Below are 13,520 nucleotides of genomic sequence, written 5' to 3'. Positions count from 1 at the left end.
GTTTCGGCCCTGGCGGCGGGGCCTTCCTCTGCCTTACCCGGGAGTTTGCGCGATTTTTCTAAAGTTTTAGTTGTAACTGACGGAACTTTCATGTATAATGGACAACAGCAGTTTACCATGCTGCTCCGCGATTCCAAATGTAAGGAGAGGAAACAAGTTATGAGCTATTCCGTACAAAATATCCGCAACGTCTGTCTGCTGGGACACGGTGGCAACGGAAAGACCTCCCTGGCCGAGAGTATGCTGTTTTTGACCGGTGGTACCCCCCGTCTGGGCAATCCTGCCGACGGAAACACCGTTTGTGATTATGATCCCGAAGAGACCCGCCGCCAGATTTCCATCTCCACCGCGGTGGCCCCCATTGAGTACAATGGCTGTAAGATCAACGTGCTGGACACTCCCGGCTACTTCGACTTCTCCGGTGAGGTCATGGAGGCCATGCAGGTTTCCGACGCCGCCATCATCGTCTGCTCCGCCAAGGGCGGCATGAGCGTGGGCGCCGAGAAGGCCTGGAAGCTGTGCCAGCGCCGCAATATGCCCCGTCTGCTCTACATCTCCAAGACCGACGAGGATAACTCCGATTACAACGCCGCCTTCGATACCCTGCGGGAGCGCTTCGGCAAGAACATCGCCCCCGTGGTGGCCCCCATCTGGGACGCCGATAAGAAGGTCATCGGCTTCATCGACGTGCTCCATAAGCGTGCCTTTGAGGCGGGCCCCAAGGGCGAGCGCGTGGAGATCGACGTGCCCGAAGAGAAGCTGCCCGTGCTGGACGAGCTGTACGACGCCCTGAAGGAGTCCGTGGCCGAGACCAGCGAGGAGCTGATGGACAAGTATTTCTCCGGCGAGGACTTCACCTACGCCGAGATGATCCAGGGCCTGCGCCAGGGCGTGAAGGACCTGTCCCTCTTCCCCGTGGTGTGCGGCTCCGCCATCACCGGCCTGGGCACCCGTATGCTGCTGGATATCATCGTGGAGCTGCTGCCCTCTCCCCTGGAGGGTCATCCCCTCATGGGCGAGAACGAGAAGGGCGAACTGGACGAGTTCGTGGCCTTCCCCGGCGCTCTGCCCTGCGCCTTTGTGTGGAAGACCGTGTCCGACCAGTACGGCAAGTACTCCTATGTGAAGGTGCTCTCCGGTAACCTGAAGCCCGATATGCAGGTGGTCAACGCCCGCACCGGCGCGACCGAGAAGCTGGGCCGCCTGTACGTCATGAAGGGCAAGAAGGCTGAGGAGGTCAAGGAGCTGGAGTGCGGCGACATCGGCGCCATCGGCAAGATGGACAAGGTCAAGACCGGCGACACCCTGTCCGACCCCCGTAAGGTGGTCAAGATCGAGCCCATCCCCTTCCCCGAGCCCTGCTATTCCGTGGCCATCAGCCCCAAGACCAAGGGCCAGGAGGACAAGATCGCTGCCGGTCTTACCCGCCTGAACGAAGAGGATCTCACCTTCAACTGGGTGAACAACGCCGAGACCCACCAGATGGTGGTTTCCGGTACCGGCGATATGCAGATGGACGTCATCGTCTCCCGCCTGAAGAGCCGCTTCGGCGTGGACGCCGAGCTCTCCGAGCCCCGTGTGGCTTACCGTGAGAAGATCCGCAAGAAGGTGGAGGTCCAGGGCCGCCACAAGAAGCAGACCGGCGGTCACGGCCAGTTCGGCGACGTGTGGATGCGCTTTGAGCCCGGCGACACCGAGGAGCTCCAGTTCTGCGAGGAGGTCGTGGGCGGCGCTGTGCCCAAGAACTACTTCCCCGCTGTTGAGAAGGGTATGCGTGAAGCCGTGGTCCACGGCGTGTTGGCGGGCTATCCCGTGGTGTACCTGAAGGCCACCCTGTTCGACGGCTCCTATCACCCCGTTGACTCCTCCGAAATGGCCTTTAAGACCGCCGTGCAGCTGGCTTACAAGGCCGGTATGCCCCAGGCCAGCCCCGTGCTGCTGGAGCCCATCGGCGAGCTGAAGGTCACCATCCCCGACAGCTACATGGGCGACGTCATCGGCGACCTGAACAAGCGCCGCGGCCGCGTGATGGGTATGAACCCCGACGGCGAGGGCAACCAGGTGGTGGAGGCCGAGGTGCCTATGGCGGAGATGAGCCGCTATGCCATCGACCTTCGGTCCATGACTCAGGGCCGCGGTTCCTTCACCTTCCACTTTGTCCGCTACGAGGACGCTCCTCCCGCCGCCCAGGAGAAGGCCATTGAGGCCGCCAAGGCGATGCAGGAAGAGGCAGACTAATAAGAGCACAAGGGCCGGGCTGAAATCAGCCCGGCCCGTTTTATACGGCGGCAGGAGGACGCGTCCTCGTTCAAGCGTTTTGCCCTAAGGGCAAAACCTTGATGCCGGGGCAATTCACTTGCCCCGAGCAGATAAAAAGAAATGGGGTCCCCGGCGGGGCTTGCTCCGTTGGGGCGGACGCACCTCCCGCCGCCCAGGAGAAGGCCATCGAGGCCGCCAAGGCGATGCAGGACGAGGCAGACTAATCAGATGCACAAGGACCGGGCTGAAATCAGCCCGGTCCTTTTTTGCGGAAGAACAGCTATTATGTGCCGTAGGGGCGATTCCTACGAAAGAAGATCTGCACTTTCTGCTGTGGGGTAGAACTGAAGCGCGTCCTGAACGGTGTAGAAGGGACCGTACCAGTTCAGACCGTTGCTCATTCTGGCCTCCATAGCGGTCATGGCGGGGTACTGGAGGGCGGTGCGCTGGTGGGTGTAATTGAACCAGCTGTCAAGGATATAGCCGTCCTGGAGTGCTGCAACGGGATAGGCCAGATAACCCCGCTTGTTTTCGCCCGTCTCAGGCATGGAGAAGGCGGCGAATATGTCGGTGCTGGTCTGCTCTCCCCAGAAGATGCTGTCTGAGGTAAAGGTCTGCTCGCCCAGATAGTAGTAAGGAGCGGAGTAGGTTTGCCCGTTCTTGTCGTACAGCACCCGACCGGAGACAGTTCCCGCAGACCTCCATCCCTCCGAAAGGTGCTGGGCGGGCCAGAGCTGGATAGACTCGGTGCCGTAGAAACCGGGGTCCTCGGTCCAGAGGAAGTGGTGGAAAATCATCCATCGACCTTGTTCGCCGGGCAGCTCCACCGCCACACCAGTGATGCGCAGGGGTTCGTTCGCGCTGTTATTCACAGAATGATTGTGGACATCTGTTACCACCCGCAGGGCGCCGTCGCAGGCGGCGATGTCCTCGGTAGTCAGATCTTGGAGCACATAGTCGGGGAAGCCCAGTTCCAGCAGCTGTGCCTCGATCTCCTCCACACCGCTGTGCTCGGCAGGGCCTGTCGCCTGCCAGTCCATGGGATACTTGCACCCCAGCAGCCAGCCCAAAAAGCAGCCGGCCACCAGCAGGATGGCAATGGCCAGGGCCGCGGTTCCGTCCTCGATGCGCACCGGCGCGGGGCGGATGGCATAGCCCGCCTGATCCAGCTCTTTGGACAGCTTCCACAGGCTGCGGAGGATACAGATATAGCTCACCAACAAGATGACAAGAAGGATGAATCCAACATACTGCACCAGGGCCAGCAGGAAAATGACGCCATACCATACCATCAGAGCCACGGCGCCCCCTGCACGAGCGGGAAGCCCCGCCTTTTGCTGCACCGCCCGAAATCCGCGCCACAGGCAGAAGAATTGGGCGAATGTAAGGAGCAGATTCACTCCGGTCAATCCATAGACCACGGGAGAGGGGAATATGGTGCTGTGCCAAATGGTGCTGTTGGAGATCAGTCCGGCATACAGATAGACGGCACGGAACACCGTGATGCCGAAGCAGAGACCCAGCCACCGATTTTCCCGCCGCAGGGCCCGGAAGCCCAGCAGCATCAGCGCCATACCTATGGCGGGGAGAAGGTAGTTGAGCCACCAGAAATTCAAAGTGACGGTGGTGAGGGCGATGCCGGTGAGGATGCGCTTGGTGGCCAGCCGCCAGGGGGTGACCTCCGCTACCACTTCTTCCGGTGGGGGCTGGATGACGCTGCTTTCCAGTAGAGCTTCAAATTCCTGCTCATCCATGGCCTCCCAATCAGGGTCCCGCATATCCCTCACCTCCCAACAGTTTCCGCAGACGCTTTTTCAGCCGGTAGAGCTTGCCCTCCACCGCCCGCTCCGTGGTGCCCAGTTCGGCGGCAATCTGAGCCGTGGGCTGTAAGTAGTAATATTTTCGGTAAAAGAGGGTCTGCTCGTCGGGGGAGAGCAGGAGTAAGGCCCGATTGACGGCGGCCTGCCGCTCCTGCCGCAGAAGCAGCTCCTCCGGGGTGGGCTGGGTGGAGGGGGTGTTTTCGTCCAGGTCCTGGGTGCTGTGGTGGGGTTGAACGGCCCGCCGGTGATTTCGGGCGGTATTGCGGACCACCGCAGTCAGCCAGGCAGTCCAGCTGCCCCGCTGGGGATCGAACTGGTCCACCCGGTCCCATACCCGCATGGCCGCCTCTGACAGACAGTCCTCCTGGTCGTGGGGGTCTGTCACGATGGGCGCGATGATATAGCGCATCAGGGGACCGTAATAGCGCAGCAGATCATGCAGCCCGGTCTCATCCCGCCCCAGCAGCCGCTCTATGATGTCCCGCTCCTCCACGCCAGCACCCCCTTTCCACGTTGCCTTTCTGTTTCATTATACACGGGGTGGTGGGAAAACCCACGGACAATTTTCAGAAAACTTTCAGAAAAAAGGGGAGACAAGGGAAGAAAACTATGGTAGACTTGAATACACCCGAGTCGTGCCTGCATAAGAATGTTAGACACAATTACAAGGAGGAAACTTTTATGCGTACAGGAAAGAGAGTTGCGGCCCTTGCGCTGGGCGCCGCGTTGACCCTGTCCATGACTGCCTGCGGCAACGGAACTGCCAACAAGGAGGATGCCACCGAGAAGATCCGGGCGGCCACAGAGAAAGTCAACGCTGCGGAGAGCATGGAGGCCACCATGGTCATGGAGATGGATATGTCCGCCATGGGCCAGAGCGTCCAGACCGACACCACCATGGATATGGTGTGCTTCAACGACCCCATGAAGATGAAGGCCGATATGACCATGGATATGGGCGCTCTGGGCTCCGTGTCCATGAGCATTTTCGCCCAGGCCGACGGGGATACCTACAATATGTATCTCTATGACGGCAACACCTGGACCAGCCAGACCGCCGCCGTCAATGCGCTGGAGCAGTATGACGCCCAGCAGAGCGTGAACCTCTATCTGGACAGCGGCGCGGAGTACATCAGCGTGGGCACTGAGGAGATCAACGGCGTGACCACCGACAAGTATACCGGCGTGATCCGGGGCGACGCCATGGAAGAGGTGCTTAAGGCCAGCGGCGCCACCACCAATCTGGAGTCCAGCCTGGGCGGCATGGTGGATGTCTCCGAGCTGTACAGCGGCCTGGGCGATATGCCCATCACCGTGTGGATCGACCCGGAGAGCGGCTACCCCGTGCGCTACTTCATGGATATGACCGACGTGATGCAGTCCATGATGAGCAAGGCCATGTCCGGCATCGAGGGCGGCGATACGCTGACCATCGACAAGGTGGAGGTCACCATGGATTGCTCCAACTACAACAACGCCACCGACTTTGAGATTCCGGCGGAGGCTCTGGGCGCCTGATCCAGGCCACAGCCATCAAAAATGGGTGCTGTCAGCAGACAGCACCCATTTTTTGTTGGAAAACTCATTTGTGATACAGCTTGTTGGTCTCATACTGGGGCTCGCAGGTGAGGCGCAGGCCCAGACGGCTGTAGGTGTGGGAGTCCACGGGAGAGAGAATGACGGAGGAGTGGGCCTCACACCCCCGCAGGGCGGAGAGCTGATCCAGCGCCTGCTTGGCCAGAGGATTGGTGGTGGCGGAGATGGCCAGGGCAATGAGAATCTCGTCAGAGTGGAGCCGGGGGTTCACCGAGCCCAGGTGGTGGACCTTCACCTGCTGGATGGGCTCCAGAGCCTCACGGGAGATCAGGTGGTGCTCGTGGTCGATGCCTGCCAGCCGCTTGAGGGCGTTGAGCAGGGTGGCGGAGGAGGCGCCCATCAGATCGGTGGTCTTGCCGGTGACTACCTCGCCGTCGGGCAGCTCGATGGCTCCGGCGGGGTTGCCGGTCTCCTCGGCCACCTGGGCGGCGGCGGCCACCACAGACCGGATGGACACATCCACATGGGCCTGCTGCATAACGGTCTCTAGCTTGTACACCAGATCGTCGGTGGCGGTGCCGATGCGGCGGTCGCACAGGGCGGTGTAATACCGGCGGACGATCTCCTGCCGGGCGGCGGCACACACCGCGTCGTCGTCCACAATGCACTTGCCGGCCATATTCACGCCCATATCGGTGGGGGACTTGTAGGGACACTCGCCCATGATCTTCTCAAATATGGCGGAGAGGACGGGGAAGATCTCCACGTCCCGGTTGTAGTTCACCGTGGTCTCCCCGTAGGCGGCCAGGTGGAAGGGGTCGATCATGTTCACATCCCCCAGGTCGGCGGTGGCGGCCTCGTAGGCCAGGTTCACCGGATGCTGGAGGGGCAGGTTCCAGATGGGGAAGGTCTCAAACTTGGCGTAGCCCGCCTTCACGCCCCGCTTGTACTCGTGGTACAGCTGGGACAGGCACACCGCCATCTTGCCGCTGCCGGGGCCGGGGGCGGTGACCACCACCAGAGGCCGCTGGGTCTCGATATAGTCGTTTTTGCCGTAGCCCTCGTCGCTGACGATGAGGGTGGTGTTGTGGGGATAACCGGCAATGGGATAGTGCAGATAGGTCTTGACGCCCAGGTGTTCCATCCGGCGCTGGAAGGCGTCGGCGGCGGGCTGGCCGGCATACTGGGTGATGACCACGCTGCCCACCAGCAGGCCCTGGCCCCGGAAAGCGTCGATGAGCCGCAGCACGTCCACATCGTAGGTAATACCCAGGTCGCCCCGGACCTTATTTTTCTCAATGTCATTGGCGCAGATGGCGATGACCACCTCTACCGAATCCCGCAGCTCCTTCAGCATCCGGATCTTGCTGTCCGGCTCAAAGCCGGGCAGTACCCGGGAGGCGTGATAATCGTCAAACAGCTTGCCGCCAAATTCCAGGTAGAGCTTGTTGTCGAACTTGCGAATCCGCTCCCGGATGTGCGCCGACTGGAGTTCCAGATATTTTTGATTGTCAAACCCGATTTTGTCCATTTCCGGTCTCCGTCCCTTCTCATATCATTTTTCACTCAACGGCTATTGTACCACAATTCCGGGACGGTCTGTAGGCTTTTTTTCTGTTTGCGGAAAATTTGGCGAAAGTGTTGACATTATACTCCGACAGCTGTAGTATCTATGTAAATACTACAGCTGTAGGAGGGGTGGAGATGAAGCTGAGTGACAAGGAGTGGCGGGTGCTGGAGGCCCTGTGGCCGTCGCCGGAGGGGCTGGCCCTGGGCGAGGTGGTGGAGGCGCTGCGGCCCGCCACCGGATGGAGCCGCAACACGGTGCTGACCTATCTGACCCGGATGGAGGTCAAGGGGCTGGTGACCATCGACAAGACCCAGGCGCCTCATCGCTACCGGTCAGCGATGGACCGGGAGGCCTGTGCCGCCCAGGAGCGGCGGGGGCTGCTGGACCGGGTGTATCAGGGCTCGGCGGGTAAGCTGGTGGCCGCCTTTTTGAAGGAGGAGAAGCTGACTGCCCAGGAGCGGGAGGAGCTGCGGAAGCTGCTGGACGACATGGAGGTGTGATCCATGGAAAACATCTGGGCCTTTTTGATGCAGACCCTTACCGCCTCGGTGGCGGCGGCGATGCTGCTCATTGCCAAGCGGCTCTTTTTGGACAAATTGTCTCCCCGGTGGCAGTATGGAGTGTGGGTCATTCTGGCCCTGCGGGTATTGCTGCCTGCCGGGCTGCTGGGCCGATCCCTCCTGCCGGAGGGGCGGATGGTGCTGGAGACCGCCAGACTGACGGTGGAGGCCAACCTGTCCTCTGCGCTCACTCAGCCCTATACCGGGACGGAGGTGGTGGCCCCGGTCCCGCTGCTCCGGCCTGTCATGCCCACCAGTGTGACCGACTGGCTTTTTATCATTTATGTGGCCGGGGTGGTCCTTACTCTGCTATGGTTTTTGCTGACCTATGTGGCTCTGCGCCGGAAGGTGGCCCGGGGAAGGGCCCCCGCACCTGAGGTGACAGCCCAGCTGGAGCGGGTGGCGGTGAGGTACGGCCTGAAGGTGCCCAAGCGAGTGGTTGTGCTGGCGGCGGCGGAGAGCGCTTTTGTGTGCGGGCCGCTCTCCCCGGTGCTGGTGCTGCCGGAGCGGGCGGTGGATGACAAGGTGCTCCTCCACGAGCTGCTCCACCTGAAATATGGGGATTTGTGGTCCGGCGTGGGGATCTGCCTGCTGCGCTGCCTCCACTGGTGCAACCCCCTGCTGTGGTACTGCTGGAACCGGGCCCAGAATGACAGCGAGGCACTGTGCGACCAGCGGGTGCTGGAACGGCTGGAGGGGGAGCAGCGGCGGGAATATGGCGTGATCCTCCTGTCCATGGCGGAGGACAAATATGCCCGGGCGCCGGGTACCACCTCCATGGCCAACGGGGGCCGCAACATCAAGGACCGTATCGGGGCCATTGCCCGGTTCAAGCGTTACCCCAGAGGGGTGGCTTTAGGGGCCCGGTGCGTGGCGGTGGTGCTGGCGGTGACCTGTCTGGCGGGCACCGGCGGGGCGGTGGCGGTGCCTGAGTATGACCAGCGGGGGAGTTTTGCAATGACCGCCGCCATGCTCAACCGGCCCACCACCGTGGCCGGAGCGCTGGACACCTACGCTAAGGCGGTGCTGTGCGACAGTCCGGTATATTTTGCTATGGTGACCCCGGAGAAGGAACGGGCCCAGGTGGTTCAGGCGGTGGAGGCACCCTTTGAGGAGGTGGACCTGAATGACTCCCTGTTCTGGGAGTTGAATTTTCACTGGTCCCGGCCTGCCTGGCAGGCGGAGTGGTCGGTGATGAACCTGCTGGCCGATGGAGCGGGTGGCTACACCGGCACCCTGTTTTTTGTCCCACTGGAGGGAGATGAGACCAAAGGCGTGGCCGTCCAGCAGGTGGCGGTCCGTCCGGAGGGAGAATTCTGGACGGTAACTCCCCTGGGGGAACTGGAGAGCTGGATGGGATTCGCCGAGGACGGGGCGCCCCGGTGGCTCCCCCGGAATTTGAACACCCCCGGCACCACCTACGTGGCGGAGACAGCCACCCTTCGGGTGGAGGTGGACCTGCGGATGCAGCTGGGCATTGACCGCACCGTATCCTCCTACAGGCCGCAGCAACTGGTCGGTTATCTCTCCAGCGGCTGGGTCGAGCCGGCTCCCCGCCCCAATACCCCGTTTACTTTGATGCAGGACGGCTTTGCCCTCCGAGTCACTGTGAGACAGACGGAGGAGCCTGTGGAAGTGCCGGTGGAGCTGGCCTTCATGTCCCGGTCCGCCGATCCGGAGCGCGCCCTTTCCCAGGCGGACTACCGGTATACCCTGTATCCGGTGGGGCCGGATGAGGACCCAGTGCGGAAGAGCACCGGCTTATACAGCGGCGAGAATATGACCCTGACCGCCATGCCAGAGGCCCTGGCGGTGGCCGTTGAGGACGGGGATCGAACCTACATCTGCGTGGCTCTGCCGGAGGAGGTGGTCCCATGAGCAGTACCTATCGTGGCCTGACCAAAATTGCCTGGGGCTATGTATTTCTCCATCTGAATCTGAACCTGGGTACCCTGAACGTTCTGCCCAACTGGGTGGGCTATCTGCTGTTTTTCTCCGCCATCACCCTGCTGGGGGATCAGCTGCGGGACCTGACCCTGCTCAAACCCTTCTGCATCCTGCTGGGAGCGAGGGAGCTGGCCGACTGGCTGGCGGTGTTTGCCACCGGACAGACACTGATGGGGCAGTTTTTCCTGCTGGATGCGCTGCTTACCTGCATCGGCCTCTATTTCCACTTCCAGCTGCTCACCGACCTGGCCCTTCTGGCGGAGGCGGCGGGGGAGAGCGGAGGCGGCCTGCGGACCTGCCGCAACGTGGACGCGGTGCTGCGTACCCTCATGTGCCTGCCCCTGCCCTGGGAGGAATGGGATACCCTGGGCACGCTTATTCTGATGGGTGTGCTGGTGGTATGGATCATCGTCATGTTCTGCATCATCTGGCAGCTCTTCCGCCTGCGGAAGAAATTTGCCTGAAAAGGGCCTGTTGCAAAATAGCTGTTTTGCACAAACCTGTCATTGCGAGCCAGTGCGCACACTGGCGTGGCAATCCGTTTCCCCGGCAAAAGGGGCGGATTCCCACGAAAAACGGCCGCCCGGTGGGCGGCCGTTTTTCTCGGAATGACGGGTCTTTGTACGAGCTGCACATTTTGCAACAGCCCCTTTTTTGTAACCGGATTGTCATTGACAGAATGGTCTATAGACTGTAGACTACAGGTGAGGACGACAAGTAGTAGACCAAAGGAGGCGATCCTATGAGCGATTGGAAACTGGGGGCGGTGGAGTCCCGTTTTGCCGGTCTCATCTGGCAGGGGGAACCCATGACCTCCACCCAGCTGGTGCGCCAGGCGGAGGAGGCCCTGGGCTGGAAAAAGTCCACCACCTATACGGTGCTCAAGCGGCTGTGCCAGCGGGGCATTTTTCAAAATCAGGACGGGGTGGTGACCGCCCTGGTATCCAAAGAGGAGTTCTACGCCCGGCAGAGCGAGGAATTTGTGGAGGAGACTTTTTCCGGGTCCCTGCCTGCCTTCCTCACCGCCTTCACCCGCCGGAAAAAACTGTCCCAGGAGGAGATCACGCAGTTACAGCAGCTCATCGATGAGAACAGGGGGTGACCTAAGATGACGGCATTCTTATCTCAGACGCTGTTTCCGACCCTTTTGAACATGGGCCTCACGGCGGGTATCGTGATCCTGTGTGTGATAGCGGCCCGACTGGCCCTGAAGCGGGCCCCAAAGGTCTTTTCCTATGCCCTGTGGGCGGTGGTGCTCTTCCGGCTTCTGTGTCCGGTGTCCCTGCCCTCCGGCATCTCCCTGCTGGGGGCCCTGGATGCCCCGGCCAGACAGGCAAGCCCGGTGGTGAGCACCGTCACCTATGTGCAGCCCCAGCGGCAGCCGGAGGCTATCCAGCCCCAGACCGAGCAGGTGCCGGTGGAGCCCCAAACACCCGCCTCTGATTCCTTGGCTCCTGTAGTCCCGGAACAGCAGGCTACTTCCACTGTGGACTGGGCCGCTGTGGCGGCCTGGGTGTGGTTGGCCGGCGTGCTGGGCATGGCGGGGTTCAGCATCTTCGCCCTGCTCCGGCTGCGGCGCAGGCTGGTGGGCAGCCTGCGTTTGCGAGACAACATCTATCTGGCCGACCACATCTCCACCCCATTTGTGCTGGGATTGGTGCGGCCCCGGATCTATCTGCCCTCCACCCTGACCCAGGGGGAGATGGGCTACATCATCCGCCATGAGCAGTACCACATCCGCCACGGGGATCATGTGGTGAAGGTGCTGGCCTTTGCCGCCCTGTGCCTCCACTGGTTCAACCCCCTGGTGTGGGCGGCCTTCATTCTGGCGGGCAAGGACATGGAGATGCGGTGCGACGAAGCGGTGGTGCGGCAGCTGGGCGAGCGGGTCAAGGCCGACTACTCGGCCTCCCTGCTGGCGCTGGCCACCGGGCGGCTCACCATCGCGGGTACTCCTCTGGCTTTCGGCGAGGGAGACCCCAAGGGGCGTATCCGCAACCTGCTGCGGTGGAAGCGGCCCCGTATGTGGCTGTCCCTGGTGGCGGGGGTGGCCTGTGTGGCGGTCATCGCCGCCTGCGCCTCCAACCCCGCTGGGCAGAACACCGGCGGCAGCGGGCAGTATCAGAGCATGGAGGACTTTGCCCAGAAGACGATGGACAACGCCAAAGAGGTGACCTACTACTCCTACGCGAATCAGGAGGCCACCGCCCAGGTCACGAGTACCAAGCTGGCCTGGTTGGACAAGCAGGGAGAGTTGGAGGGGCTGGCTCCCGAGGGCACCCTGGAGGCCTGGACCTTCAACTATCTGGTGCAGATCGACGCCCCTGCGGAGGATATCGCCCTGGTGGGTGGGATGTACGAGGAGGACGGCTGGTTTGACCTGGAGGGCCAGGGGGGCCACAACATCGTCTCCCTGCGCTACCCGGACGGCACCTACGATATTCTCTACAACCAGATCGTCAACGACGACATAGAGTTTTTGGGCCACCACAACAGCTATGAGGAGGCTATCTACGACTGGTATGTGACGGACCAGGGTCTGGACCTGCCCCTCCATGTAAAGGACTGGAACGTTTTGATGCTCGGCCCGGATGGGGAACAGGAGATCAATGTCCCGGTCCGCCGCTACGACGGGGACGGCTGGTATCTCTATGTTCCTGTGATGGCCTGGACCCAGTGGTCGGCAGACCCGGTCCACAGTGTATGGGTATCTGGCTACAACACCGGCTCGGCCATCACGGTGGACTATACCAAGACCAACCTGGCTGACTATCTGGCGGGGGATACCGGGGGCATGACCCCTGCCGGTGACAGCGGACGGGTCTTTGAGGCCCAGTGGTACGGCTGGAACTACCGCTACTACTATGTGGAGGGGACAGAGGGCTGCTGGAGGATCACCATCCAGTGGCAGGACGACGCCATTACCGACTACCCCTACATCGCCATTGAGCCCCAGGTGATGGCCCTTATGGCGGAGAGCTTCACCCCGGACAGCCGGATCACCCTGTCGGGACAAGGGCTGGCGATGGAGTCTGTGCTGAAGAATGCCAGCGGACTGACCAGCCGTCTGGTGTGGGTAGATGGAAACCAGGAGACCGAGCTGGCCCGCACCGGAGCTGAGACCGAGGCGATGGGAGCAGCGGCAGCCAGGCTGGTGCCCATTAAGGACCCGGAGTCTTATATGGACGCTGACGGCGGGCTGTGCCTGTACCTGAATGGTCCGGGGAATTCCCATATCAGCGTCTACGCCATCCAGTCCCAGCCCTATACGGTGCTGCTGCGCTATGTGGGAGATATGGTCAACGAATCGGCCATCGTGGAGGACCCGCAGCTCTATCTCTACCTGATGGCCGCCGGGGAGAACACCAATGTGGAGCTCTACGACCTGGACGACGATGGATTCCAGGAGGCACTAGTCTGGCCTGCGGATGAAGAAAGAAAGCTGATGATCTATGACTATTACGAGGATGAGCTCCACAAGATTGACGTGGCCTGGGAACTGGGCGCGGACTTTGCCGACTCCACGACCCTCATCGGCAATATCCAGCGGGAATACAGCGATTTGGTGCTGGCCAGAGTGGATGGAGAAGAGGGCGTATACCAGTACAAGGACGGAACGCTGACCTATGTCTGCACCCTGGAGGAGGCGCTGCTGAAAACATGATGGTAACAGAGAGGGTTCACCGGCTGTGGCTGGAGGATGAGGCCCGCATCGTCTCCTTCCACCCCATGGAGGGCTGGCGGCTGCTGGACTTTTGGGATCACAGGCATTTCATGGGCTTTCTCCAGAATTTGCAGCAAAAGGGCTACCGATTTCAATGATAAAAG

At 61.4% G+C, this 13,520-nt stretch carries 12 protein-coding genes; 9 read left to right on the top strand and 3 right to left on the bottom strand.

The features are described from left to right. Positions 1–159: 159 nt before the first annotated feature. On the top strand, positions 160–2,238 hold the full coding sequence (locus tag B5G06_RS06830; protein WP_087188391.1) for an elongation factor G: 2,079 nt from the start codon (positions 160–162) through the stop codon (positions 2,236–2,238). A gap of 101 nt (positions 2,239–2,339) precedes the next feature. Beyond that, positions 2,340–2,483, top strand: coding sequence for a hypothetical protein (locus tag B5G06_RS14025; protein ID WP_158094671.1), 144 nt, complete (start codon positions 2,340–2,342; stop codon positions 2,481–2,483). A gap of 81 nt (positions 2,484–2,564) precedes the next feature. On the opposite strand, the gene B5G06_RS06825 is transcribed toward B5G06_RS14025, so the two are convergent. Both B5G06_RS06825 and B5G06_RS06820 read right to left on the bottom strand, forming a co-directional pair. Then, a complete protein-coding gene (locus tag B5G06_RS06825; RefSeq protein ID WP_087188340.1) occupies positions 2,565–4,037 on the bottom strand; it encodes a hypothetical protein in 1,473 nt (490 codons plus the stop codon). Continuing rightward, positions 4,024–4,572, bottom strand: a complete 549-nt coding sequence (locus B5G06_RS06820) for an RNA polymerase sigma factor (protein ID WP_087188339.1) — start codon at positions 4,570–4,572, stop codon at positions 4,024–4,026. Before B5G06_RS06820 ends, B5G06_RS06825 begins: the two co-directional genes overlap by 14 nt. Before the next feature lie 188 nt (positions 4,573–4,760). Between B5G06_RS06820 and B5G06_RS06815 the strand changes: the two genes are divergently transcribed. Beyond that, complete coding sequence (locus B5G06_RS06815) at positions 4,761–5,597, top strand: DUF6612 family protein (protein WP_087188338.1); 837 nt, start codon at positions 4,761–4,763, stop codon at positions 5,595–5,597. Between the two features lie 64 nt (positions 5,598–5,661). On the opposite strand, the gene B5G06_RS06810 is transcribed toward B5G06_RS06815, so the two are convergent. Further along, positions 5,662–7,146 (bottom strand): DUF1846 domain-containing protein, encoded by a 1,485-nt coding sequence (locus B5G06_RS06810; RefSeq protein WP_087188337.1) that lies wholly within the window; start codon positions 7,144–7,146, stop codon positions 5,662–5,664. Between the two features lie 173 nt (positions 7,147–7,319). Between B5G06_RS06810 and B5G06_RS06805 the strand changes: the two genes are divergently transcribed. The 6 genes from B5G06_RS06805 to B5G06_RS14020 all read left to right on the top strand — a co-directional run bounded on the left by B5G06_RS06805 (position 7,320) and on the right by B5G06_RS14020 (position 13,514). Beyond that, entirely contained in the window at positions 7,320–7,685 is a 366-nt protein-coding gene (locus B5G06_RS06805) for a BlaI/MecI/CopY family transcriptional regulator (protein WP_087188336.1), read from the top strand. A 3-nt stretch (positions 7,686–7,688) separates the two neighbouring features. Beyond that, positions 7,689–9,623 (top strand): M56 family metallopeptidase, encoded by a 1,935-nt coding sequence (locus B5G06_RS06800; protein WP_087188335.1) that lies wholly within the window; start codon positions 7,689–7,691, stop codon positions 9,621–9,623. After that, positions 9,620–10,156: a hypothetical protein gene (locus B5G06_RS06795; protein WP_087188334.1), complete on the top strand. Its 537-nt coding sequence runs from the start codon at positions 9,620–9,622 to the stop codon at positions 10,154–10,156. The genes B5G06_RS06800 and B5G06_RS06795 overlap by 4 nt, the downstream gene beginning before the upstream one ends. A gap of 278 nt (positions 10,157–10,434) precedes the next feature. Further along, positions 10,435–10,794, top strand: a complete 360-nt coding sequence (locus tag B5G06_RS06790; RefSeq protein WP_087188333.1) for a BlaI/MecI/CopY family transcriptional regulator — start codon at positions 10,435–10,437, stop codon at positions 10,792–10,794. A gap of 6 nt (positions 10,795–10,800) precedes the next feature. Beyond that, positions 10,801–13,356 carry a M56 family metallopeptidase gene (locus B5G06_RS06785; RefSeq protein WP_087188332.1) on the top strand — a complete coding sequence of 852 codons (2,556 nt, stop codon included), beginning with the start codon at positions 10,801–10,803 and terminating at the stop codon, positions 13,354–13,356. After that, positions 13,353–13,514: a hypothetical protein gene (locus B5G06_RS14020; RefSeq protein ID WP_158094670.1), complete on the top strand. Its 162-nt coding sequence runs from the start codon at positions 13,353–13,355 to the stop codon at positions 13,512–13,514. The genes B5G06_RS06785 and B5G06_RS14020 overlap by 4 nt, the downstream gene beginning before the upstream one ends. Positions 13,515–13,520 lie beyond the last annotated feature (6 nt).

The sequence above is a fragment of the Flavonifractor sp. An52 genome (assembly GCF_002159385.1).
Classification (GTDB): Bacteria; Bacillota; Clostridia; order Oscillospirales; family Oscillospiraceae; genus Flavonifractor; species Flavonifractor avicola.
This window is presented reverse-complemented; position numbering and strand designations above follow the sequence as displayed.

Excerpts from the sequence above, each read along its gene's own strand:
- B5G06_RS06830 (WP_087188391.1), top strand. The coding sequence starts at position 160 with ATGAGCTATTCCGTACAAAATATCCGCAACGTCTGTCTGCTGGGACAC.
- B5G06_RS14025 (WP_158094671.1), top strand. The coding sequence starts at position 2,340 with ATGCCGGGGCAATTCACTTGCCCCGAGCAGATAAAAAGAAATGGGGTC.
- B5G06_RS06825 (WP_087188340.1), bottom strand. The coding sequence starts at position 4,037 with ATGCGGGACCCTGATTGGGAGGCCATGGATGAGCAGGAATTTGAAGCT.
- B5G06_RS06815 (WP_087188338.1), top strand. The coding sequence starts at position 4,761 with ATGCGTACAGGAAAGAGAGTTGCGGCCCTTGCGCTGGGCGCCGCGTTG.
- B5G06_RS06810 (WP_087188337.1), bottom strand. The coding sequence starts at position 7,146 with ATGGACAAAATCGGGTTTGACAATCAAAAATATCTGGAACTCCAGTCG.
- B5G06_RS06805 (WP_087188336.1), top strand. The coding sequence starts at position 7,320 with ATGAAGCTGAGTGACAAGGAGTGGCGGGTGCTGGAGGCCCTGTGGCCG.
- B5G06_RS06800 (WP_087188335.1), top strand. The coding sequence starts at position 7,689 with ATGGAAAACATCTGGGCCTTTTTGATGCAGACCCTTACCGCCTCGGTG.
- B5G06_RS06795 (WP_087188334.1), top strand. The coding sequence starts at position 9,620 with ATGAGCAGTACCTATCGTGGCCTGACCAAAATTGCCTGGGGCTATGTA.
- B5G06_RS06790 (WP_087188333.1), top strand. The coding sequence starts at position 10,435 with ATGAGCGATTGGAAACTGGGGGCGGTGGAGTCCCGTTTTGCCGGTCTC.
- B5G06_RS06785 (WP_087188332.1), top strand. The coding sequence starts at position 10,801 with ATGACGGCATTCTTATCTCAGACGCTGTTTCCGACCCTTTTGAACATG.
- B5G06_RS14020 (WP_158094670.1), top strand. The coding sequence starts at position 13,353 with ATGATGGTAACAGAGAGGGTTCACCGGCTGTGGCTGGAGGATGAGGCC.